This is a genomic window from Variovorax sp. LjRoot84 (assembly GCF_964254305.1).
Classification (GTDB): Bacteria; Pseudomonadota; Gammaproteobacteria; order Burkholderiales; family Burkholderiaceae_C; genus Variovorax.
Window position 1 is genome coordinate 1,649,410 of record NZ_CAXUTE020000001.1, and the last position, 21,526, is coordinate 1,670,935.

24 protein-coding genes and 2 pseudogenes are annotated in these 21,526 nt (G+C 67.6%); 11 read left to right on the forward strand and 15 right to left on the reverse strand.

Annotated features, from left to right (window positions below; all coding sequences use genetic code 11):
• Window positions 1–24 precede the first annotated feature (24 nt).
• The 3 genes from ACSQ9I_RS08335 to ACSQ9I_RS08345 all read right to left on the reverse strand — a co-directional run bounded on the left by ACSQ9I_RS08335 (window position 25) and on the right by ACSQ9I_RS08345 (window position 1,759).
• Window positions 25–441, reverse strand: coding sequence for a DUF6006 family protein (locus ACSQ9I_RS08335; RefSeq protein ID WP_436295797.1), 417 nt, complete (start codon window positions 439–441; stop codon window positions 25–27).
• A gap of 78 nt (window positions 442–519) precedes the next feature.
• Window positions 520–645, reverse strand: coding sequence for a hypothetical protein (locus ACSQ9I_RS08340; protein ID WP_436295798.1), 126 nt, complete (start codon window positions 643–645; stop codon window positions 520–522).
• Window positions 646–799: 154 nt separating this feature from the next.
• Window positions 800–1,759, reverse strand: a complete 960-nt coding sequence (locus ACSQ9I_RS08345; RefSeq protein WP_436312820.1) for a LysR family transcriptional regulator — start codon at window positions 1,757–1,759, stop codon at window positions 800–802.
• Between the two features lie 167 nt (window positions 1,760–1,926).
• Between ACSQ9I_RS08345 and ACSQ9I_RS08350 the strand changes: the two genes are divergently transcribed.
• The gene (locus tag ACSQ9I_RS08350) at window positions 1,927–2,337 is read left to right on the forward strand and encodes a VOC family protein (protein WP_436312821.1); all 411 of its coding nucleotides are present in this window, start codon (window positions 1,927–1,929) and stop codon (window positions 2,335–2,337) included.
• Between the two features lie 2 nt (window positions 2,338–2,339).
• Here the strand turns inward: ACSQ9I_RS08350 and ACSQ9I_RS08355 are convergent, their stop codons facing one another.
• The 3 genes and pseudogenes from ACSQ9I_RS08355 to ACSQ9I_RS08365 all read right to left on the reverse strand — a co-directional run.
• Window positions 2,340–2,693, reverse strand: coding sequence for a DUF1161 domain-containing protein (locus tag ACSQ9I_RS08355; protein ID WP_436312822.1), 354 nt, complete (start codon window positions 2,691–2,693; stop codon window positions 2,340–2,342).
• Between the two features lie 46 nt (window positions 2,694–2,739).
• Window positions 2,740–3,129 (reverse strand): hypothetical protein, encoded by a 390-nt coding sequence (locus tag ACSQ9I_RS08360; protein WP_436312823.1) that lies wholly within the window; start codon window positions 3,127–3,129, stop codon window positions 2,740–2,742.
• 292 nt (window positions 3,130–3,421) lie between these two features.
• Window positions 3,422–3,730: pseudogene (locus ACSQ9I_RS08365) on the reverse strand (acyl-CoA thioester hydrolase/BAAT C-terminal domain-containing protein); the annotation flags it as partial.
• Between the two features lie 96 nt (window positions 3,731–3,826).
• Here ACSQ9I_RS08365 and ACSQ9I_RS08370 point away from each other — a divergent pair.
• Window positions 3,827–4,193 (forward strand): annotated as a pseudogene (locus tag ACSQ9I_RS08370) (hypothetical protein); the annotation flags it as partial.
• Between the two features lie 60 nt (window positions 4,194–4,253).
• Here ACSQ9I_RS08370 and ACSQ9I_RS08375 read toward each other — a convergent pair.
• On the reverse strand, window positions 4,254–6,455 hold the full coding sequence (locus tag ACSQ9I_RS08375; RefSeq protein ID WP_436312824.1) for a phosphocholine-specific phospholipase C: 2,202 nt from the start codon (window positions 6,453–6,455) through the stop codon (window positions 4,254–4,256).
• 31 nt (window positions 6,456–6,486) lie between these two features.
• Window positions 6,487–6,684, reverse strand: a complete 198-nt coding sequence (locus tag ACSQ9I_RS08380) for a hypothetical protein (protein WP_436303285.1) — start codon at window positions 6,682–6,684, stop codon at window positions 6,487–6,489.
• 169 nt (window positions 6,685–6,853) lie between these two features.
• On the opposite strand from ACSQ9I_RS08380, the gene ACSQ9I_RS08385 reads away from it, so the two are divergent.
• The 8 genes from ACSQ9I_RS08385 (at window position 6,854) to ACSQ9I_RS08420 (ending at window position 13,515) form a co-directional block, all read left to right on the forward strand.
• Complete coding sequence (locus ACSQ9I_RS08385) at window positions 6,854–7,648, forward strand: alpha/beta hydrolase (protein ID WP_436312825.1); 795 nt, start codon at window positions 6,854–6,856, stop codon at window positions 7,646–7,648.
• 140 nt (window positions 7,649–7,788) lie between these two features.
• Complete coding sequence (locus ACSQ9I_RS08390; protein WP_436303287.1) at window positions 7,789–8,151, forward strand: Zn-ribbon domain-containing OB-fold protein; 363 nt, start codon at window positions 7,789–7,791, stop codon at window positions 8,149–8,151.
• Window positions 8,148–9,293: a thiolase family protein gene (locus ACSQ9I_RS08395; protein WP_436312826.1), complete on the forward strand. Its 1,146-nt coding sequence runs from the start codon at window positions 8,148–8,150 to the stop codon at window positions 9,291–9,293. The genes ACSQ9I_RS08390 and ACSQ9I_RS08395 overlap by 4 nt, the downstream gene beginning before the upstream one ends.
• A 1-nt stretch (window position 9,294) precedes the next feature.
• On the forward strand, window positions 9,295–10,059 hold the full coding sequence (locus ACSQ9I_RS08400; protein ID WP_436312827.1) for an SDR family NAD(P)-dependent oxidoreductase: 765 nt from the start codon (window positions 9,295–9,297) through the stop codon (window positions 10,057–10,059).
• A gap of 9 nt (window positions 10,060–10,068) precedes the next feature.
• Complete coding sequence (locus ACSQ9I_RS08405; RefSeq protein WP_436312828.1) at window positions 10,069–10,875, forward strand: enoyl-CoA hydratase/isomerase family protein; 807 nt, start codon at window positions 10,069–10,071, stop codon at window positions 10,873–10,875.
• 23 nt (window positions 10,876–10,898) lie between these two features.
• A complete protein-coding gene (locus ACSQ9I_RS08410) occupies window positions 10,899–11,894 on the forward strand; it encodes a tripartite tricarboxylate transporter substrate binding protein (protein WP_436312829.1) in 996 nt (331 codons plus the stop codon).
• Window positions 11,891–12,292 carry a PaaI family thioesterase gene (locus ACSQ9I_RS08415; protein ID WP_436312830.1) on the forward strand — a complete coding sequence of 134 codons (402 nt, stop codon included), beginning with the start codon at window positions 11,891–11,893 and terminating at the stop codon, window positions 12,290–12,292. The genes ACSQ9I_RS08410 and ACSQ9I_RS08415 overlap by 4 nt, the downstream gene beginning before the upstream one ends.
• A gap of 20 nt (window positions 12,293–12,312) precedes the next feature.
• Window positions 12,313–13,515, forward strand: a complete 1,203-nt coding sequence (locus tag ACSQ9I_RS08420; protein ID WP_436312831.1) for a CaiB/BaiF CoA transferase family protein — start codon at window positions 12,313–12,315, stop codon at window positions 13,513–13,515.
• Here the strand turns inward: ACSQ9I_RS08420 and gcvA are convergent.
• Window positions 13,512–14,411 (reverse strand): transcriptional regulator GcvA, encoded by a 900-nt coding sequence (gene gcvA / locus ACSQ9I_RS08425; RefSeq protein WP_436312832.1) that lies wholly within the window; start codon window positions 14,409–14,411, stop codon window positions 13,512–13,514. The two genes, ACSQ9I_RS08420 and gcvA, sit on opposite strands and share 4 nt — an antisense overlap.
• A gap of 231 nt (window positions 14,412–14,642) precedes the next feature.
• On the opposite strand from gcvA, the gene ACSQ9I_RS08430 reads away from it, so the two are divergent.
• Entirely contained in the window at window positions 14,643–15,428 is a 786-nt protein-coding gene (locus tag ACSQ9I_RS08430) for a DUF899 domain-containing protein (RefSeq protein WP_436312833.1), read from the forward strand.
• A 23-nt stretch (window positions 15,429–15,451) separates the two neighbouring features.
• Here the strand turns inward: ACSQ9I_RS08430 and ACSQ9I_RS08435 are convergent, their stop codons facing one another.
• The 6 genes from ACSQ9I_RS08435 to ACSQ9I_RS08460 all read right to left on the reverse strand — a co-directional run bounded on the left by ACSQ9I_RS08435 (window position 15,452) and on the right by ACSQ9I_RS08460 (window position 21,523).
• Window positions 15,452–15,934: an adenosine-specific kinase gene (locus tag ACSQ9I_RS08435; protein WP_436312834.1), complete on the reverse strand. Its 483-nt coding sequence runs from the start codon at window positions 15,932–15,934 to the stop codon at window positions 15,452–15,454.
• A 51-nt stretch (window positions 15,935–15,985) separates the two neighbouring features.
• Window positions 15,986–16,195 (reverse strand): hypothetical protein, encoded by a 210-nt coding sequence (locus tag ACSQ9I_RS08440; RefSeq protein WP_139191603.1) that lies wholly within the window; start codon window positions 16,193–16,195, stop codon window positions 15,986–15,988.
• Between the two features lie 377 nt (window positions 16,196–16,572).
• A complete protein-coding gene (locus ACSQ9I_RS08445) occupies window positions 16,573–17,487 on the reverse strand; it encodes a protein NO VEIN domain-containing protein (protein ID WP_436308741.1) in 915 nt (304 codons plus the stop codon).
• A gap of 30 nt (window positions 17,488–17,517) precedes the next feature.
• The gene (locus tag ACSQ9I_RS08450; RefSeq protein WP_436312835.1) at window positions 17,518–18,165 is read right to left on the reverse strand and encodes a DUF6064 family protein; all 648 of its coding nucleotides are present in this window, start codon (window positions 18,163–18,165) and stop codon (window positions 17,518–17,520) included.
• Window positions 18,166–18,169: 4 nt separating this feature from the next.
• Window positions 18,170–19,111 carry an aldo/keto reductase gene (locus ACSQ9I_RS08455; protein WP_436312836.1) on the reverse strand — a complete coding sequence of 314 codons (942 nt, stop codon included), beginning with the start codon at window positions 19,109–19,111 and terminating at the stop codon, window positions 18,170–18,172.
• 12 nt (window positions 19,112–19,123) lie between these two features.
• The gene (locus tag ACSQ9I_RS08460; RefSeq protein ID WP_436312837.1) at window positions 19,124–21,523 is read right to left on the reverse strand and encodes a spermidine synthase; all 2,400 of its coding nucleotides are present in this window, start codon (window positions 21,521–21,523) and stop codon (window positions 19,124–19,126) included.
• Between the last annotated feature and the right edge of the window lie 3 nt (window positions 21,524–21,526).

Consider the following 21,526-nt stretch of genomic DNA (forward strand, 5'->3'; position numbering starts at 1 on the left):
GCCGGTCTTCGCGGCGGCGCCCGATCAGCGCCAGCACGAGAGCGGGTAGCGCTGGCCGTTCCAGGTCGTCCAGCCCGCGGTCCGGTTGCCCGAGGGCCTGGCCAGGTACCAGCGGTTGCCGTCGGCATGGCGGAAGTACAGGCCGCCGCGGTCGCCTTCGTTGGGATGCGTCAGCGCCACCCAGCGCGAGTTGTTGTCCGAGAACTTTCCCTTCCAGCGCGCGCCGGCGCTGCTGCTGCAGGTGTCGCCGTCGCAACTGGTTTGGGTGTCGTTGACCGGGACCCAGGTCATGCGTGCCGGCCGGCCGTCGATGCTGCAGTTCCAGGCGCCGCCCCACCAGCCGCCGACCGTGCTGGCGAGGGCCGGACCGGAGAGGGCGAAGCAAAGGGCAAGGCCGCGGGAGAAGGTCGTGAGCGACCGCCGCGTCGTGTTCGAAGTCATGCTGCTGCTCCTTGTCGCCTCGATGAGGCTGGAGGCAGCGTACCGAGCCGCTGTCGAACCAGAAATCCCGTGAAGGCGCTACCCGCGCAGAAACGAGACCGCGATGACGACCGCGACCATCACGATGCCGACCCGGGTCATGTAGACCCCCAACCGGGCTGCCACCGGGTCTCGGGGTTGCAGCTTGGCGTGCGTTGTATCCATGGCGAACTCCTTTCGGACGACTCGCTGTCATCCTAGGGGCGAGCGCCGGCCATGCACATGGCCAAATCGCAACGATGGGCCGCACTCGGCGGGCGATTCGTGGATTGGTTCACCGTTCCCCGAAGTGATTGCAGGCTCCGGTTCGGCCGGGCGGCTACTCAGGCACCTCGCCAGCAGGCGCCGCCGCCTGCTGCTGCGCCTCCATCTGCACGACGGCCTCATGCAGAAGGCCGCGAAGCCAGACCAGCGCCGGGTCGTGGGTGCGGTACTTGTGCCATTGCATGGACTGCTCCATCCGAGGCAGCGGCAAGGGCGCCGGCAGCACTGTCAGCGGCAGGAATTGCTGCGCCATGCGCGCCAAGCGACGCTGCACCGTGGCGACCCGGTCGGTGCCCAGAACCAGGAAGGGCGCCGCGACGAAGCTGAAGGTGCAGACCTCGATGCGCCGCTCGATGCCGCGACGCTTCATGAACCAGCTCTCGAGCGTGGGCTGGCCGATGCTGGCGGGCTGCACCTCGACGTGGTCTGCGGCCACGTACTCCTCGTAGCTGAGGGTGCCGGCGCGCGCGAAGCGGCTGTCGTTCCACACCATGCACACGTACTCTTCCTCGAACAGCGTTTCGATCGGATGGTCGGGCGAGCAATAGTTGCGCGGGATCACCAGCAGGTCCGCTTCGCCGCGCCCCAGCGCGCGCTGCGGCTGGTCCAGTTGCGGCAGCGGCGAGAGCAGGAAGCGCACCGTGCCCGACTGCCGGCGTGCCAGCGCAAGCAGGTGCGGCATCAGGGTGACCGTGGTGTAGTCGGAGACCAGCAGCTGGAAGGTGCGGTCCGAGCGTGAGGGATCGAACTGCGGCTGCGCGGCGATCGCGGTGTCGACGCGCATCAGCACGTCGCGCACGGGTTCCTTCATCGTCTGGGCCCGGGGCGTGAGCTCCAGCGTGCGGCCCACCTGCACCAGCAACTCGTCGTCGAAATAGGCCCGCAGCCGAGCCAGCGCGTTACTCATGGCGGACTGGCTCAGATGCACGCGCGCGGCCGCCCGGCTGATGCTGCACTCGGTGAGAAGCGCGTCCAGTGCCACCAGCAGATTCAGGTCAAGCTTGTTGAAGCGCATAGCCGCCCTCGCTCGCACGAGATCGAGAAGAGGATGGTGAACCGCCTTTCGGCGCCGAAGACTAGGGCAAGTGCGACTACCGCCGCAGGAAACGCTGGCCCGAAGCTTCGTACTCCCGCCACGCGCAGAATGCGGACCACATCTCTGCCACGCTTCAAGATTCGCAAATGAAACAGTCGATAGCTCAAGTTGCCATCGTGGTCCGCGACTACGACGAGGCTCTCGACTTCTACGTCGGGACCCTCGGCTTCTCCCTGGTCGAAGATTCGTATGTGCCGGAACAGGACAAGCGCTGGGTTGTGGTGGCTCCGCCGGGAGCCGTCGAATCGCGGCTCCTGCTTGCCCGGGCGGCGAATGTCGAGCAGGCGTCTCGAGTTGGCAACCAGACGGGAGGCCGCGTTTTCCTGTTCTTGTTCACCGACGATTTCTGGCGGGATTTCCGTTCGTACAAAGCGAAGGGTGTGACTTTCGTTCGCGAGCCAAGGGAAGAGAGCTACGGCACGGTGGCCGTGTTTCAGGACCTCTACGGCAATCTCTGGGACCTCTTGCAGCCGGTCCACAAAACGAAGGAAAGCTGAGCCTACTGCTTGCAGTCGCCGCCGACCGATACGGAACCGTCCTTGCATTCGGTCAGGATGGGCTCACTGCGAGGGCGCGGCGGCGATGGACGCGCGTTGGATGCCGAGCCGTCATTGGGCGGCGAAGCCGGCAAATCGCCCTGCGCATACACGATCTTCTTCGTTCCAAGATCGCAGGTGCCCACGACCTTGTCGGTGACGATTGCGTCGGCGTCTACCGTGGTGAGCGTGAAGCGAGAGACGCCGGAGGCTCTGATCTTCGTATCGATCTGGGACAGGATGGCATCGCAGTTGCTGGCGCCGCTCGCAGAACTGGCGAAGACCAGTGCGATGAAAGCCAGAGATAGTCTTGGCATCGGTACTTGCCTCAAGGAGAGTCTTCCTGAACGACCAGTCTGGCGATCAGCGCGAAGGCGCCGGCGGCACCGGAGTCACCGTCTCGCGAATCACGCCGCCGCCCATGACGCTGCCCCCGGAAGAACTGCCCGCGCCGCCTCGCACGCGCGCCTCGCAGTCCGCCTGGTCGGCAGCGGGCTGCAGCTTGCATCGGGCCATCGCATTGGCGTCGTAGCCGGTGGCGCTCGAGCCGGTGAGGCCGTTGCGCCGGGCCTCCTGTCGCGCGGCACCGGCTTCGCGAAGGCACGCCGCCTTGTCCTGCTGCACGCCATCGCAGGCCGCGCGTTCGCTCGCCGTGCGGGCATCGGAGCCGGGCGGCGCCGACTGGGCGAGCGCGGCGCCGGCGCTGAGCAGTGCGATCAGCCAAAGACTGGCCAGAGCTGGTTTCGTGTTCATGGGGCTCCTCTTTGAACGGAGCCTGCAATGTGACCGCAGGATGGCGGCCGGACTGTGGGACGGATGCCCGATGCCTGTCGGACGCAGTCCGCAAAAGAAGGCCCGCACGAGGCGGGCCTGAAGGGGTTGGTCCTTGATGCCCACCCGGGAGAAACCATGGCCGAAGATTAGTAGGTGTAGTCCTACACGGCAAGTCGAGCAAAAGTTCACGTTTGCATCAACTTTTCAGTCTCGAACTCAAATCGGCGCTAGGACCGAAAGGACCACTAACCGGTGCTCGCGCGGAGGACACTCAGCCATCCGGCAGCGCGCTTCGCAGGAACGCGAGCATTCGCGGCCAGGAGTCTTGGCGTGCACGCGCTGTCCCTTCGGACGTGCCACCCATTTCGATTTCCTCCCCAGACACCGGATGTTTTGACTTCAGCATGGTTGTGGGTCCGTTGGGCCAAGCAATGCTATGTCCCGCGTCCGCGTAACGGAGGTGCTCGACACGGTGAAGAACGTTCTTCTGCTTGAAGCGCTGAACAGCGAACTCCGTCAGCTCCGTTGACGGCCAGAGCCGGTCGTCGGCGCCCGAAATCATGAAGACAGTCCGTTGATTCTTTCCACAGGGATGGTCACCTTGGCCGCGTAGTCAGCGTCCCTCAGGGGAATCAAGTACCAGTCGAAGCTGCCTTCTCGCGCTCGTCCGTCGGCCTGGTCGCTGTTCTTCATCTTCCTGCTGTACTTCACGGCGCCCGCCCTCGCGGTGCTGGTGAAGTTCGAGGTCTTCAACGTGCTGGTGGGAACGCCGTTCAGCGAGCTGCCGGCCTGGATCGCCTATTGGTCCAAGGTCGATCCGTCGCTACTACATGGCCGTGACCCAGCCCTGGATGCGCAGCGTCTTCGGCGTGACAAGCCCGATCGAGCTGTGGTGGGGCATCCTGCCGATCTCGGCCGGCCTGTTCGGCGTGCCGGTCGGCTTTGCGGTGATCGTCATCGTCAGCCTGCTCACCGGCCAGCCGAGGAAGGATACGCAGGAGCTCGTGGAGCACGTGGGCTACCCCGACCTCAAGCGGGCCTGAGCTGAAGGCCCGCGAGGCGCGGCGCCATGCAACGCACGGCGCCGCGCGCGTCGCTCGTCCTCAGGCGTTCGGCTTGCCCATCGCCGGATCGCTCACCGAATGCCGGCCGGTCTCGACGCGGCCGGCGATGCGGCGCAAGTAGGCCGGGTCGGCGTCGCAGCGCACTTCGAAGTCGTACCAGAAGCCGCTGTCCTCGAGGTCCCACTGCTTCTCGACGTCGTCGCCGCCCTTGACGCGCACGGTCCACGGGCCGTCGTTGCGATAGGCCAGGGCCTTGATCGTGAAGACGCAGTCCCGCTCGCCCTCGTTGCGCAGCTTCAGGTGCAGGTCGCCGCGGCGCACGTTGTAGCCGACGCGGATCTCGGGGTCGGGTGCGCCGCGCGAGCGCAGGCGGTTCAGGTCGCCCTTGAAGTGGCGGTGGAAGCCGTTGGGCCCGAGCACCCACAGGTCGTAGAGGCCGGCGTTGTCGGTCGCCGCGGCCCACTCGTCGTCGAGGCGCTCGTTGGGCTCCACCATGTAGCGGCGCGGCAGCCGGTCGAGGTTCAGCTTGTCGTAGACGTGGAACACGGCCGCGGCCTCGCCGCTGTTCGCGAAGACGAGCTTGACCTTGCCGTGCAGCGCGCTGCTGCGCGCGCTCGCGTGCAGCTCGTAGGGCAGCGCGCGCGAGGGCCGCGTGCCGGTGGCCTGCACCGGCAGCAGCGGGTTGGCCGGCGGCACGATCTGGGGCAGTTGCTGCTGCGCGGCGCGCAGCGCATCGGCCTGGGCCAGCGTCTTGCGACCCGTGAGCGTGGGCAGCGGCTCGTTGTTGGGATTCTTGAAGTTGAAGGCGCTCGTCAGGTCGCCGCACACGGCGCGGCGGTAGCGGCTGATGTTGGGTTCCTTGACGCCGAAGCGCTGCTCGAGGAAACGGATGATCGAGGTGTGGTCGAACACCTGCGAGTTGACCCAGCCGCCGCGGCTCCAGGGCGAGATCACGTACAGGGGCACGCGCACGCCCGGGCCGTAGACCCGGCCGTCGGGCTGCGGCTGGCTGGTGGTGGCGGGCGGGTTCGGGTGCGTGAAGCGCTCGAAGGCGACGTCGGATTCGCGCAGCGTGGTCTTGCCGGCCGGCGTGCCGTCCGGGTTGAGCGAGGGCGCAGAGGGCGAGGGCACATGGTCGAAGTAGCCGTCGTTCTCGTCGAAGTTGACCAGCAGCACGGTCTTGCTCCACACATCGGGCACGGCCGTGAGCGCGTCCAGCGTCTCCTGGATGTACCAGGCGCCCTGCACCGGGCTCGACGGGCCGGGATGCTCGGAGTAGGTGGCCGGCGCGATGACGAAAGACACCTGCGGCAGCTTGCCGTTCTTGATGTCCTGGCGGAAGGTTTCGAAATACGCGTTCACGTCGCCGAGCGGGCCCGGCATGGTGTTGGCGATGCCCTTGTACAGCGGATTGCCGGCATTGTCGCTGGCCGGGTCGTAGGCGGGCGAGAGGGCGTCGTTGCTCACCGGCTTGCCCGAGGCCTCGTTGGCCTTGCGGTACTGCTTGAAGCCCGCCAGCGGGTTGTCGCCGAAGTTGTCGGGCATGTTCTGGTAGACCATCCAGCTCACCTTGGCTTCCTGCAGCCGCTCGGGGTAGGTCTTCCATTCGTAGCCGAGCGCGGAGGAGTCGATGGAGTCCCACTCGTTGTTCAGCGAGGCCACGCCCGCGGCAGTGGGGCCGTTGGTGCCGGTCCACATGAACATGCGGTTCGAGTTGGTGCCGGTGTGCATCGAGCAGTGGTAGGCGTCGCACAGCGTGAAGGCGTTGGCCAGCGCGAACTGGAAGGGCAACTCGGCTTCCTTGTAGTAGCCCATCGATGCGGGCGTCTTGTAGCGCACCCATTGCTCGATGCGGCCGCCGTCCCAGGCGTTCTGGCCGTCGACCCAGCTGTGCGGCGTGCCGCTCACGCGCTGTGCATTGCCCTTGGTGAAGTCGAGGTGGTAGGGCAGCACCGGCTGGCCGGCGGCGTTGTTCTGCTGCCAGACGTTGCGGCCCTGCGGCAGCGGAATGGTGAAGCGGTCGCCGAAGCCGCGCACGCCGCGCAGCGTGCCGAAGTACTGGTCGAAGGAGCGGTTCTCCTGCATCAGGATCACGACGTGCTTGACGTCCTTGATGGTGCCGGTCTCGTTGTGCGCGGGAATCGCGAGTGCTTTGCGGATGCTGGGCGGAAAGGCGGCGAGGGTGGCGGCGGCGATGCCGGTGGTGGCGGTGCCCTGGAGGAACTTGCGGCGCGAGTTCATGTGGGGTCCTCTGGATGTTGTTGTAGGGGGCTCAGGGCGCGTAGCGCACGTCGGCGTTGTCGCTCGCCGCGGGCTGCACCGGGGTCTCGGTCTTTTCGCTGCCGGTGGCCGTGCTGCCCGCGGCGGTGCCGCTGAAGCCGCCGCCGCTGCTGCCGCCGCCGCAGGCGGCCAGCGCGCAGGCCAGGGTCAGGGCGCACGCGAGGCGCGCCAGGTAAACATCTGTGTGCATGGGGAGTTCCTTTTTGGCGTTGTCGGGGATTGGGTTCACAAGCGGCGCGGCCAAGACTAGGCAGCGGCCGTGTCATCGCCATGAACCGGCCATGACGCTTGTGCGACGTGCGCATGACGCCCTGGTACCCTGTGCCATTCGCGCGCGGCGCGGAGTGAACGCGATGCCGATGAAACTGCTCTTGAAGCTCGCCATCGCCTGCCTGATCGGGCTGGCAGGAGTCGCCATGTTCCAGGACCGCCTGCTCTACTTCCCGGCCAAGGCCACGGTCGCGGACATGGTGTCCGGCGGACTGAAGGCCTGGCCTTCGGCAGAGGACTTCCGCGGCCTGGTCGCGGAGCCGGCGGGCGTAGCGCGCGGCACCGCCATCGTCTTTCACGGCAACGCGGGGCATGCCGGGCATCGCGCGTACTACGCCCGTGCGCTCACGGGCCTGGGGCTGCGCGTGATCCTGGCCGAGTACCCTGGCTACGGCCCGCGCGGCGGAGAGATGGGCGAACGCCATCTGGTCGACGATGCCGAACAAAGCATCGTGCAGGCGCATCGAGCGCATGGCGCGCCGCTGCTCGTGGTCGGCGAATCGCTGGGCGCGGGTGTCGCGGCCGCGGCGGCCGCACGCCAGCGCGACAAGGTGGCGGGCCTGCTGCTGATCACGCCGTGGGACCGGCTCGAGAACGTCGCGGGCCATCACTACCCATGGCTGCCAGTGAGCTGGCTGCTGCGCGATCGCTACGACAGCGCCGCGCATCTCGCCTCCTTCGGCCGCCCGGTTCTGGTCGCCATCGCCGAGCGCGACAACATCGTGCCGGCGCGCTTCGGCCGCGCGCTTTACGACGCGCTTCCCGAGCCCAGGCGGCTGGTGGTGATCGAGGCGGCCGGCCACAACGACTGGCCGGGGCGCGTCGACGATGCATGGTGGCGCAAGGCCACGTCCTTCGTGCTCGACGCCGCCACTGCGCGCTGAGCGCGCAGCGGTGTTTGCGCTTGCTCAGTTGAGATTTCCTCAAGCGACAGAGCCACAGAAGTCGTTTGTCGGCGAGCGCCGGAAGGACAACCATAGCTCCATCCGATGCCATCTTCGCGGTGTCGGCCACAAGGAGATCTATGTACGTCGCACCCTACCCGCTGTGGAGCCCTGAGCCCGACGCCGGCCTGCTCGCCTCGCGCGCCGCCGATACCGGCGAGCTGATTTTTCCTGCCTTTCCCGATGCTTCGCCGCTGGCCGCGCGGCACGCGCCGGTCGCACTGCCCTCGATCGGCGAGGTCTACAGCTTCACGGTCATCCATCCGGCGGCCAAGAGCGGGCTGGCGCCTTACGCGCTCGGCTATGTGGACCTGCCCGGCCCAGTGCGCATCTTCGGCCGGCTGCAAGGCAAGGCGCGCCCGGCCATCGGCGAGCGCTATCGCGCAGTGCCAGACGAGCAGTTCGGCTACGTGTTCGAGGCGGTCGAAGGAGCATCGGCATGAAAGACATCTTCATCACCGGCGGCGCCATGACGCCCTTCGGCCGCCACAGCGGCGTGCTCGCTCCCGAGCTCGCGCAGCACGCCATCCTGAAGGCAATGGACGACGCGGGCGTCGAGGCGCGCGACATCCAGGCCATCTACTGCGCCAACGTGCTCGGCGGCATGATCCTGGGCCAGCTCATCGTCCGCGATCTCGGCTTCGGCGGAATTCCGGTCTACAACGTCGAGAACGCCTGCGCCAGCGGCGCCACGGCGGTCCACTTGGCACGGCACGCGATGCTGGCCGAGCAGTACGACACGGTGCTGGTGTTCGGCATCGAGCAGCTCACCGCGCTCGGCGGCGGCACCATCCCGCTGCAGCGCAACGACCACAAGACCGAGCTCTATGCAAAGGCGGGCATGGTGCTGCCGGCCGTGTACGCGATGCGCGGCACGCGCTTCCTGCATGAGCGATCTGCCACGCCGGCCGACCTGGCGGCCGTCGCGGTGAAGAACCGCCGCCACGGTTCTCTGAACGAATACGCCCAGCAGCGCACCGAGACCACGGTCGAGGAGGTGCTGGCCTCGCGCATGATCGCCGATCCGCTGACGCTGCTGCAGTGCTGCCCTTCGCAGGTCGATGGCGCGGCCGCCGTGGTGCTGCGCACGCGCCGCCCGGCAGGGCGCACGCCTGTGAAGCTGCTGTCTTCCGTGGTGGTGTCGGGCATTCGCGAACGGGCCGACGACGACATCCTCGATGCCGAGATCACGGCCCGTGCGGCACGCCAGGCCTACGAACAAGCCGGCCTCGGCCCGCAGGACCTCGACGTGGTGGAGCTGCACGACGCCTTCACCATCGCCGAACTGCTGTACTACGAGGCCTTGGGTCTCGCGCCGCGCGGAGAGGCTGTTGCCTTGCTGCAATCCGGCGCCACGCGATTGGGCGGCCGCGTGCCGGTGAACCCCAGCGGCGGGCTGCTCGCCAAGGGCCACCCGCTCGGCGCCACCGGCGTCGCGCAGATGGTCGAGCTGATGTGGCAGCTGCAAGGCCGGGCCGGCGCACGCCAGGTCGAGGGCGCGAAGGTCGGCCTGACCCAATGCACCGGCGGCGGCATTGCCGGCGTCGACCATGCCGCGTCATCCGTTCACCTGCTGGGAGTGTGAGATGGGCGAAAGAAGATTCAACCCCGAACACGTGGCGGTGGTCACCGGCGCCGCCCGAGGCATTGGCCTCGGCATCGCGAGCCGGCTCGCTGCGCAGGACCTTACCGTCGCCTTGCTCGACCGCGATGGCGCGGCGCTCGACGCTGCTGTGGCCGCCTTGCAACAAGACGGGCACAAGGCCATGGGCGTTGCCGTGGACCTGACCGACTCCAAGGCCGTCGATGCGGCCTTCGCCAGCGTTCTTGCAAGCGCAGGCCGCGTCGACTTTCTCGTCAACAACGCGGGTGCGGTGCGCGATAAGCGCTTCCTGAAGATGACCGACGAGGACTGGGACATCGTCATCGACTCCAACCTGCGGTCGCAGTTCGTTTGCTGCCGCGCGGCGCTGCCGGGCATGGTGGAGCGCGGCTTCGGCCGCATCGTCAACCTCTCCTCGCGCGCCTGGCTCGGCGGCTTCGGCCAGGCCAACTACTCGGCGGCCAAGGGTGGCGTGGTGAGCCTGACGCGGAGCCTGGCCATCGAGTTCGCCGCCAAGGGCGTGACCGTCAACGCGGTGGCGCCCGGCATCGTCGACACCCCGCTGTTTCGCAACTTCGCCCCGGATGTGCAGGCGCGGCTCAAGGACTCGGTGCCGGTGCGCCGCATCGGCACGGCGGACGACATCGCGCTGGCGGTCGAGTTCTTCCTCGATCCGGCGGCGTCCTACGTGACCGGGCAGACCCTCTATGTTTGCGGCGGCCGCAGCCTGTCATCGCCCAGCGTCTAGGAGCTCCTCATGACCGTTCGTCTGGATGTCAAAGACCAGGTCGCGCTGATCACGCTGGACCGGCCCGAAGCGTTGAATGCGCTGGACCTGGCTGCGCTGAGAGACCTGCGCCGGTGCCTGGTCGAGGTCCGCGATCGCGACGACCTGCGCGTCGCGATCCTCACCGGCGCAGGGAGCAGGGCCTTCTGCGCCGGCGCCGATCTCAAGGGCACGCAGACATCGCCTGCACCGTATGCCGAAGCATTGTTCCGCGCGTCCGCGCCGGCAGCCGACATGGGCCTGTACATCCGGCTCATGGACCTGAGCGACCTTTGCGTGTTCAAGCCGCTCATCGCGGCCGTCAACGGCCATTGCCTCGGCGCCGGGCTGGAGCTGGCGCTCCAGTGCGACCTGCGCATTGCCTCGGCCCGCGCGAGCTTCGGCTTGCCGGAGACGGCCGTCGGCTCGATTCCGGCGGTGTCCGGCCTGCACCGCCTGCTCAAGGCCGTGCCGTCGGCGCATGCGATGCAGATGGTGCTGACGGCGGAGCGCATCGATGCGAGCACCGCGCAGCGCATCGGGCTGGTGTCGGAGCTGGTGGAAGAGCCCGCCGCGCTGCTCGACCGCGCCTTCGCGCTGGCGCGGCGCATCGCCGGCAACGCGCCGCTGGCGGTGCAGGCCGTGAAGAAGCTGTCGCGCCAGACGGCACACCTCGGCGAAGCCGACGCGCAGCAGCTCACCGAGCTGTACTGGGGCGTGCTGCGAGATACGCAAGACCGCATCGAGGGCCGCAGGGCCTTCACCGAGAAACGCCCGCCCCGCTATGTGGGCCGCTGAACATCGATTCCAAGGAGACACGCATGAACACCCATCCCACACACCGCCGTTCGTTGCTGGCGCTCGCGGCCGCGGCCGCCGCGCTCGGCACCTGGCCGCTCGGCCATGCGCAGCAGCCACCGTATCCGGCGAAGGCGATCACGCTCGTGGTGCCGTTCGCGCCCGGCGGCGGCAACGACATCCTGGCGCGCGCCATCGCTCCGCGCCTCACGGAAATTCTCGGTCAGGCCGTGGTGGTCGACAACCGGCCGGGGGCGGGCGGCAACCTCGGCACCGACATCGTGGCGCGTGCGCCGGCCGATGGGTATACCTTGCTGCTGGCTTCCAACCAGGTGACCATCAACCCCGCCATCGGTGTCAAGACGCCGTTCAAGCTGGAGAAAGACTTCGCGCCGGTCAGCCTGCTGGCCTCGGTGCCGATCGTGCTGGTGGCCAACCCGGCCGAGCCCTACCGGACGCTTGCCGAATTCGTGCAGTACGCCAAGGCCCACAGCGGCAAGCTGGCGTACAGCAGCCCCGGCAACGGCACGCCGCAGCACCTGGCGGGCGAGGTGTTCGCCAACATGGCGAAGACGCAACTGGTTCACGTGCCTTACCGCGGCACCGCGCCTGCCATCGCCGACGTGATCGGTGGGCAGGTGCAGCTGGCTTTCGGCACCATGGCCTCGGTGCTCCCCTTCATCGAGAGCGGCAAGCTGCGCGCGCTCGGCATCGCGGGACAGGCCAAATCGGCCGCGTTGCCGCAGCTTCCGACCTTCGGCGAGGTCGGTTTCAAGAACTACGAGGCCTCGCTCTGGTACAGCCTGCTCGCTCCGGCGCAGACCCCGAAGCCGGTCATCGACAAGCTCAATGCCGCGGTGGTGGAAGCGCTCAAGACCCCCGAGGTCCAGGCGCGCCTGGCCAAGCAGGGTTTCGAGACCCGCTCTTCCAGTCCCGCAGAGGCCAGGCAGCTGCTCGACAAGGACCTGCTTCGCTGGGCACGCCTGGTCAGCGAACTCAAGCTGAAGATCGAGCAATGAGCGCCGGTCCTGCGTTGCAGCTCGACAACCCGCTGCTCGAGCACCTGGGCATCCGGCTCGTCGAATGGAGTCCCGGCCGATGCAGCCTGGCGCTCGCGCTCGAGGGCCGGCATCTCAACCGCCAGGCCAGTCTTCAGGGCGGCGTGACCGCCACGCTGCTCGATGCGGCCTGCGGCTACGCCGGACTCATGGCGCACGGCGAAGCGGCGCCGGTCAATGCGCTGACCTTGACGCTGTCGATCAGCTATCTCGCCCGTGTGAACCGGGGCGAAGTCCAGGCGAGCGGGCGCGTGACGGGCGGCGGCAGACGCGTCTACTTCGCGAGTGCCGAGCTGGTCGCCGACGACGGCACCGTCATCGCCACGGCCCAAGGGGCTTTCAGGCGCCAGCCGAACTGAACCATGAAGGAGACATCGCCATGCTGCGCACTGCACTCGAGAGCCTGAAGGTCATCGACTTCACGCAGATCGGCGCCGGGCCCACCTGCTCGATGCTGCTGGCCGACATGGGCGCCCGCGTGATCAAGGTCGAGGCGCCCGAGGGCGAACTCGGACGCACGCTCGGCCCGCCGTGGATCGGCGACGACAGCGCGCTGTTCCACGCCTTCAACCGCAACAAGCTCGGGCTGTGCCTGGACCTCAAGGCCCCCGAAGGCATGGCCGTCGCTCGCACGCTGATCGCGCAAGCCGACGTCGTGATCGAAAGCATGCGGCCCGGCGTCATGGAGCGGCTCGGCCTCGGCTACACGCAGCTCGCGGCCGACCATCCGCGCCTGGTGTACTGCTCCATCTCCGCCTACGGACAGAGCGGCCCGTATGCCGACCGCGCCGGCGTCGACGGCATCCTGCAGGCCGACAGCGGCTTGATGAGCCTGATCGGATCGCCCGGCGCCGAGCCGGGCAAGGTGCAGGCGCCGGTGGTCGATGTCGTCACGGGCTATGTGGCCTGCGTGGGCGTGCTGGCCCAGCTGCAGCAGCGCACGGAAAGCGGGCAGGGCGGCTATCTCGACGTGAACCTGATGAACGCGGCCCTTGCATTGCAGCAGTCTTCGTTCACCAGCTATCTCTCGGAAGGCGAGCTCCCGCAGCGCATGGGCAGCGCGGCGCCGTACTCGGCTCCCAACGAGGCTTTCGAAACCGCCGACGGCTGGATCATGGTGGCCGCGTACAACGGCGGGCGCTGGGACCGGCTGTGCGAAGCGCTGGCACTTCCGCAACTGATCGGCGACGAACGCTTCGCCAGCTCGCCCCTGCGCGTGGCCCACCGCGGTGCGATGCGTGCCGCCCTGGCCGAGGCATTCCGCACCCGCTCGACCGACCATTGGCTGGCCGAACTCAACGCCGCCGACATCCTGTGTGCGCGCGTCGCGAACTACGGCGATGTCGAGCGGCATCCGCAGGTGGCCGCCAACCAGATGATCGCCACGCTCGACGATCCGGCTGCAGGCGCGGTCCGGACGCCGGGTTTCCCGATCAACAGCGCCGAGACCAACCGCCTGCCGCACGCGCCAGCGCCGCGCCGAGGGCAGCACACACGCGAGATCCTGGCGGCGGCGGGTTACGACGCGATGCACATCGAGCGACTGCTCGCGGATCGCGTCGTGTCCTGCCCGGCATCCTAGGCCTCTGGCAGCGCGAACTGCGCGAGCATCCAGGTCCGGAACTGCTTCATGGATGCGCTCTCCGGCCGCCCGGCCGGCGTCAGCAGATAGTAGGTATAGCTGCCCATGTCGAGCGTCTTCTTGAGGGGCATGACCAGCTTGCCCTCGCGCAGGTCGTCCTCGACCAGGAAAAGCTGTGCCATGGCCAGTCCTTGTCCTTCGATGGCGGCAGCATAGGCCATCGCGGAGCTTTGGTAGGTCATGCCCGCAGCGCTGTCGACCTGCGGCGCCACGCCGTTGGCGTCCAGCCAGTAGCCCCAGTCATCGGGCCGGGCGATCGAGTGCAGCAAGGTGAAGTGGCGCAAATCCGCGGGCTTGCGCAGCTTGGTGCGGCCTTTGAGGAGTTCGGGGCTGCACACCGGCGCGAGGATGTTGGCAACCAGCATGTGGCTGTTCGCGCCGGGCCACTTGCCGTCGCCCAGGCGGATCGCCGCGTCGAGATCCTCCTTGCGGAAGTCGACTTCGTCCAGCGAGGCGGTCAGGAGCACCTCGATGTCCGGATGGGCCTGGTGGAATCCGGAAAGCCGCGGAATGAGCCAGCGCATCGCGAAGGTCGTGTACGAGCGCACCTTGAGCTGCTTGCGCTGCGTGCGTCGCGTGAGCCGCCGGGTGGCCTCGCGCAACGCATCGACGGCCTTGGTCACGGCACGGAAGTAGTCCGCGCCGGCCCGCGTCAGCGAGATCTGCCGGTGCCCGCGGTGCAGCAGCTGCAGGCCCAGCGTGTCCTCCAGCAGCTTGATCTGGCGGCTCACCGCGCCGGGCGTGACGTGCAGTTCGCCCGCAGCGACGGTGATGCTCAGGTGCCGCGCCGCGGCCTCGAAGGCGCGCAAGGCATTCAGCGGGGGCAGGCGGTCCATGCCGCCAGCCTAGCCTCGATTGCGAAAATCTCAAATGTGAAGCAGGCTGTCGAAGACCGGAGTGGGTCGCCGAGCCATCCAACTACTCCATCGGAATCCCGCCACACTTGTTACTCCCAGCGTTCGATTTCCGGTGCCAAACTGTCTCACGACCAACGAGCGATGAGCAGCGAATGGAATCGCGCTTCAGCCACGAGGCGCGGGAATTCGCCCAATCAGGAGATTTCTGCCATGACTACGTCAACCGAGAACGGACGGAAAGGCGGCCAGCCTGCCATGCACACACCACCGGTCGTGTCATCGCAGGCGTGGGAGGCGGCCCGCGAGCAGCTGCTCTTGAAGGAAAAGGCCCAGACCCGCGCGCGTGACGCCCTGGCCGCCGAGCGCCGGCGAATGCCGTGGATGGCCGTGGAGACGGCGTATGCATTCGAGGGGCCTGCGGGCAAGGCCAGCCTGCTCGACCTGTTCGAGGGTCGGCGCCAGTTGATCGTCTACCGCGCCTTCTTCGAGCCGGGAGTGTTCGGCTGGCCCGACCACGCGTGCCGGGGCTGCTCCATGGTGGCCGACCAGGCCGCCCACGTAGCCCACCTGAACGCCCGTGACACCACCCTCGTCTTCGTCTCGCGCGCGCCTCAGCCGGACATTGCGCGGCTGAAGGCGCGGATGGGCTGGGAGATGCCGTGGTTCACCCTCACCGACAGCTTCGACGCCGACTTCGGCGTGGACGAGTGGCACGGCACGAACGTGTTCTACCGCGACGGCGACCGCGTGTTCCGCACCTACTTCATCAACAACCGCGGCGACGAGCAGATGGGGAGCACCTGGAACTACCTCGACATCACGCCGCTGGGCCGGCAGGAGGTCTGGGAAGACTCGCCCGAGGGCTATCCTCAGACTCCGACCTACAAGTGGTGGAACTGGCACGACAACTACGTCGCAGACGCAGCGCCCGACAAGAAGTGGGTCGAGGTGTCGGACGCCGGAGAGGCGGCGTTCCGGAACCAACACCCGAGCTGAGCTGGACCGCGCCTGCTCGCCGCTCAGAGCTTGTAGCCGAACTGGCGCAGCATCTTCTTGCGCGCTTCGACGTCGGCCTCGGTTTCGATTCCCTTGCTCGTGGCGCCATCGACAACACCGAGAATTCCTCGCCCGTTCCCGGTGTCGGCCACGATGACCTCCACCGGATTGGCCGTCGCGCAGTAAATGGCGCAAACCTCCGGTACCGCTTTGATCGTGTTGAGGATATTGATCGGAAATCCGCCGGTCATGAAGACGATGAAGCAATGTCCGCAACTCAGCGCCAGGGCATTTTTTTGCGCCAACTCGATGAGTTCCGTGTCATTCCCGCTCCGACGCACCAGGGCGGGCCCGCTTGACTCGCAAAACGCGATGCCGAACTTCATCTGGGGCACTGTCTGCACGATCGCCTCATGCAGGTCCTCGATCGTCTTGATGAAGTGCGACTGGCCGAGGATGAAGTTGAGGTCCGTCGGCTTGTCGATCGGGACGGTTGTCAGTTCCATGGCAGTCTCCTTTGCATTGCGACCCCTGTCGGGAGGGTCTGGTCCACCAGGTCAATCCGGACCTCGCAAATGACCCTCAATCTCGTCACGCGCATCCCCAAGCGTCTGGTACGCGCGAATCAGCGCCACTCGAAGGACGTCTTGGTGAGTTTGCGCATCAAAGCTCCGATCGCTGCTCAGCGAACTGGCGGACACGGCTGCGGCAACGAGATGCACGGCTTGCGCAAAGCGTGCTTCGTCGATTTGGGATCTTTCGCTCATGGGTACCCTCCGGTGAAAGGGTTGGTGACATACCCGACGGGCGGGTAAGGTCTCCATCAGTAGCCGAGACGCGCACAGAAACGACATGCCGACACGCGACTGTACGCCTGCGCAGCGCGTTTCCCCGCGACGCCGCACCGACGGCGAAATGGCGCGGAACTTCCTGTGCAGGGGCCGATCAGACCTTCGTGATGCAACGGTGGACTCAGTGGCTCATCCCGCCACGGGAGCTTTGCTCCAAGGGGTTCGCCCCTTCCTCCCGCATCGCCCTGAAACCCGCCTCGATGGCGGGTTTCTTCGTAAGTCGCCAACATGCGGTTGAAGTCCGGAGCGATTCCACTCACGTCGGCGCCTTCCGTGGGCGACGTCAACGCTTGCTATTCAAGCAGCGGTTCGAGGCCGGGTGCTTTGTCAACCTCGGAGGGCTTGTAGAGTTTGTGCTGCGCCGCGGGGCCGAGCGCGTCCGTGACCACCGCAAGCCGCCAGGGATCCCCCCGCTTTGCGCACGCGCGCTCCTCACCCGTGAGCTGGAAGCCGGCCATCCCAGCCGAGGTGCCCTTCACCGCGAGCTTGAGCAAAGTGACGCCCTTCTTGTCCGACACCTCGATGTCGTAGCCAAGGTTCTGGCCTGCCACGTTCTCGGTCTTGTACCCGTAGCCCGCGAAGTGACGCGTCAGGTAGGCAATCGCGGCTGCCTGGACCTCTTCTCGAGATGCCTGGCCCGATGGGCCCTCCGGCGCCGCAGCCGGCACGCCACCCCGCGCCCGGGCAGCTTGCAAGTCTTCCTCGGTCGGTAGCCACCCACGTCGGCCGCGAACCAGCAGTGCAACTTTTTGATCGGCATCCCACGTGGCGACGTGCCATTCTTCGTCATCCGCCACCCGCATCGAAACCTTGGCGGCTTTGTCGTTTTCCAGATCGAGGATGGGTACCCGGTTCGTCTGCAGTACGGCCCGGAACCCCTGAGCTGCGTCCAGCGAGCGCTTGAGCAATATGAGTCTGTCTTTGGCGCGCTGAATTTGCAGAGCGGTGCGCTCTCCGCCGCCAATCCGATGCTGCGTATCCAGAGACTCGAGATAGAACCACCGCCCGCCGGCTCCGATGCTCACGAACTCGGCCCAAATGGTTGCGATGACGTTGTCGCCCGTCGCCAGCCAGGCGTAGTCGGACGCTTTCTGCCTTGCATCGAACACACCCATCTTGGCGATGATGTCGACGGGAGTGCGCTTCTCGCCTAACAGGCGCTTTTCATTGATGACCGCAAGCACTGCGGGATCGACTTCTTTGTCCATTCGGTAGGATTCAGGCGAGTTGTGACCGGTTCAAGTATGCCGCGGACCGTGGTCGATGCTGGAAATAGCCATGACTCCCGCAAGCGTGCACTGGGTCGTCGCGCCGATCAGGCACCACAGCAGCGGGATCGGCCACAGCATCCATGCCAACGGTGCGAGCGGCCGCAAGAGGAGCAGCAGGCCCAGTGTCGCGAGCGCGGTCGGGTCCGGCGCCATGCCGAACAGCTCGGCCTCGCGCCACGGCCTGCCGAAGAGCAGCATGCCGAGCCAGGGCTGGATGACGAGCGCAAAGACGAGCAGGCCGAGGCCGAGATTGCCGCTCCAGCCGCGCTGCGTCCGGATGTGAATGCGTGCGCCGAACACGCCGAACAGGAGGAGCAGCAGGCCCTCGATCGCGAAGGCCGCGGCGAACCCTGTCGCCGCCCAGTTGATGGCGGCGTAGCGCTGCAGATGGAAGGCCCAGGCCACCCACAGCCAGCAGGCCGCGAGCAGCAGGCAGGCCACCCGCGCCGCCTGCACCCCGCCTTGCAGCGCTGTGTACAGCACCGCCAACCCGATCACCAGGGCGAGGAGGTGCGCCGGCCAGAGCTCGGCGTTGTAGAGCTCGAAGAGCCGATGGTAGGTGCGCGCCGAGAACAGCAGGAAATCCGACGGCCGGTAGCTCCACCACTCCCACATGCGGCTACAACGCCTCGACGTGCGCAACCATGCGCCGGCGCATCGCGGCATCGGGCATGCGGCCGAGGGCCGCGCCCATGTTCTGCCGCACGTGCGCCACGCTGCTGGTGGCGGGAATGGCGCAGGTCACGGCCGGATGCGAGACGATGAACTTGAGCGCGAACTGCGCCCAGCCGTCGCAGCCGATCTCGGCCGCCCAGGGCGGCAGCGGATGGCGCTGCAACCCGCGCAGCAGCGCACCTTCGCGGAAAGGCCGGTTGGCGATCACCGCGATGCCGCGCTCGCGCGCCAGCGGCAGGATGCGCTCCTCGACCTCGCGGTCGAGCAGGTTGTAGCTGATCTGCACGAAGTCGATAGCCTGGCTGCGCATGATCGATTCGATCTCGCGATGGCGCCGGCCTTCCGAGGTGGTGATGCCGACGTAGCGCAGCCGGCCGGCCGCCTTCATCGCGAACAGCGTAGTCAGATGCTCTTCCCAGGCGAGCAGGTTGTGCACCTGCAGCAGGTCGAAGCGCGAAAACCTCCACAGGCGGCGCGATTCCTCGATCTGGCCCGGCCCGCGCGCGCGCGAGCCGATCCAGACCTTGTCGGCCGCGAACACGCGCCCCGCGCTGCCGATGCGGCCCAGGCCTTCGCCGATGACGGCCTGCGAGGAGCCGTACATCGGCGATGAATCGATCATGCGTCCGCCGGCTTCGAAGAAGGCGCGCATGACCTCGGTGCAGGCATCGCGCGCGACGCGGTCGTTGCCGACGTTGAAGGTGATCCAACTGCCCAGGCCCACCACGGTCAACTGCTCGCCGGTCGAAGGGATCGGCCGGGTCGCGGGGGCGGCCGTCGGCTGGGCGCGGCCGCGCGCCGGCCACAGCAGGGCCGGCGCCAGTACCGCGAGCCCCTTCTTCAGGAACTCGCGGCGCATCGAAGCGTGGCAATGACCGGTGGGCATGCGTGCATGGTGTCAAGGACGCGCCGCAGCCGCAAGCCCGTAGAGCAGCAGCGCGGCCAGCACCACGGCCGTGAACCCGAGATGGATCGCGAGCAGCGTGGCCAGCACCGCGCCGGTGACCGACGCGCAGCCGTTGATGCCCCAGGCCCAGGGAACGAGCCGGACATCCGCGGCCTCCACGCGCGCCAGGCCGAGCGGGAAGGGCATGCCCATGAAGAAAGCCAGCGGCGCGATGAGCGCGACAGAGAGCAGGATGCGCGCCGCCTCCGGCCACCCCATCGCGTGGCGGAAGAGCAAGGGAAGCAGCAGCAGGCACAGCATTGCTGCGAGCGCGATGGCGCCGGCCACCGCCGCCACCGGCACGGCACGCGCGGCGACGCGGCTGCCGATGCCCGCGAACAACAGGAAGGCGAACAGCACCACCGCCACCGCATAGAGCGGATGGCCGAGGAACAGAACGAACTTCTGGATGAACGCGATCTCGATGAACATGAAGCCGAAGCCGATCGCCATGAAGTAGACCAACACGCGGCCGCGTGATCCGGCGAGCGGCGGCATGCGCCTGGCGCTCTGCCGGATGCCGACCCAGGCCAGCGGCAGGCCGATGAGAAGCAGGCTCGCGATCGCCGCTTGAGCGAGCGTCGCCACGAGCACCGGGTAGCCCCATTCCAGAAGCGGCAGGCCGCCTTGCTCCTTGAGCGACAGCAGTTCGGGCAGCGAGCGCCACTTGAAGAAGTGGAAGAAGTGCGGCCTGTCGTCTGTTGCCGGCGCGATGTGGAACTTGTAGTCCTCGAGAAACGCGTCCCGGCCCGGACCGAGCAGCGCCGTCGCGCCATCGAACAGGTCGGGACCTTCGACCACGTTGTAGCGGTTCGCCTCCTCCGGGCGCATGCCGGGATAGAAGCCGAGGTCGAAGGAGCGGGCGGTGCAGAAGGCCTTGATCGCCGCGATGTCCTCGCTGCTGAACACGCCGTTCTTCACCAGCAGCGTGCTGGTCTTCCAGCTGCGCACCAGCGCGAGTTGCGATCCGGGATCGGTGGCGCCCGAGCGCTCCAGCGCCGCCACGGCGGCGGCGAAGAGCTTCAACGCATCGCGCGGCGGCAGCGTGACCCAGCGCGTGATCGCGAGCAGGCCGCCGGGCTGCAGGTGCCGCAACTGGTCCTGCAGCGCTTCGACCGTGTAGAGATGGTTCTCGGCCAGCGCGTAGAGGCCGGCCGACGAAGCGCTGAAGGAATCGAGCAGCGCCACCTGGATCAGGTCGTAGCGTTCGTCGCTGGCCGCGACGAAGGCACGCGCTTCGGCCACATGCACGCGCGCGATGTGCCCGTAGAGGCCGCCCGCATGCTCCGCGAAGCGGTCCCGCACCAGCTCGACCACTTGCGGATTGAGCTCCACCGCGTCGATCCGGCTCGCGCCGTGGTAGTAGGCCTGCAGCACGTCGGCCCCGGCGCCGGCGCCCAGCACCAGCACGTGCGGACGGCGCAGCAGGTGGTAGGGCAGTGCCGAGCTGATCTGGTCCAGATGGGCCAGGCTCTCGCGCCGCCCGTCGAAGCGGGTCAGCGCGTTGAGTCCCTCGCCGTCGACGAAGACCGCGAGCTGCGGCGGCGGTTCCGCCGTCGCGTTGAGGCTCAAGCCCGGCGCGTGCCGCAGCGGAATGCGCGGGCTCTCGAGCACGCTGACCAGCCCGAGGGGGCTCGATCGCTCCTCGATCACGCGGGCTTCGGGAATGCGCAAGGTCTGCGACAGCTCCTTGTACGGCGACATGGCGGGCGCGATCCAGACTGCGGGCAGCAGCAGGAGCAAGGCAGCCGGCAGCATCGGCAGCAGCGCCGGCCAACGCCTGGGACGGCCGCATTCGAGCCATGCCACCGCCGCGGCAGCGAATCCCAGCGCGCCGATCAGCTTCAAGGCCTCGGCCGGCGAGAGCACGAACAGCAAGGCCACGATGCCCAGGCTGCCCGCCCCCGCACCCAGGATGTCGAAACTGTAGATGCGCGCCAGCTTGCCGCGAAAGCGCGACAGGGCCATGCACACGCAGGCGCCGGCGCACAGGAAGGGCAGCAGGAGCAGCAGGTAGATTGCCAGCAGGTTCGCGGGCTGGCGCGGATCCCAGAGCAGTTCCAGCGGATTGAAGGGCACGCGCTGCGCGAGCAGGAAGCAGCCGACGGCGCCGGCCCCGAAAGCCGCGGCGGATGCGCAGAACAGCGGCGCGAAGTGCCGCTGCACCGTATGCTGCGCCAGCGTCAGCACGGCGCCGCTGGCGCCCCAGCCCAGCAGCGCGAGGCTGATGATCATGTAGGCGAAGTGATGCCACAGCATGATCGAGAACAGCCGCATCAGCACGATCTCGTAGGCCAGCGCGGCGGCCGAGATCAGCGCCACGGCGATCAGCGGCGCGCGTGTCGCGGCCATCGC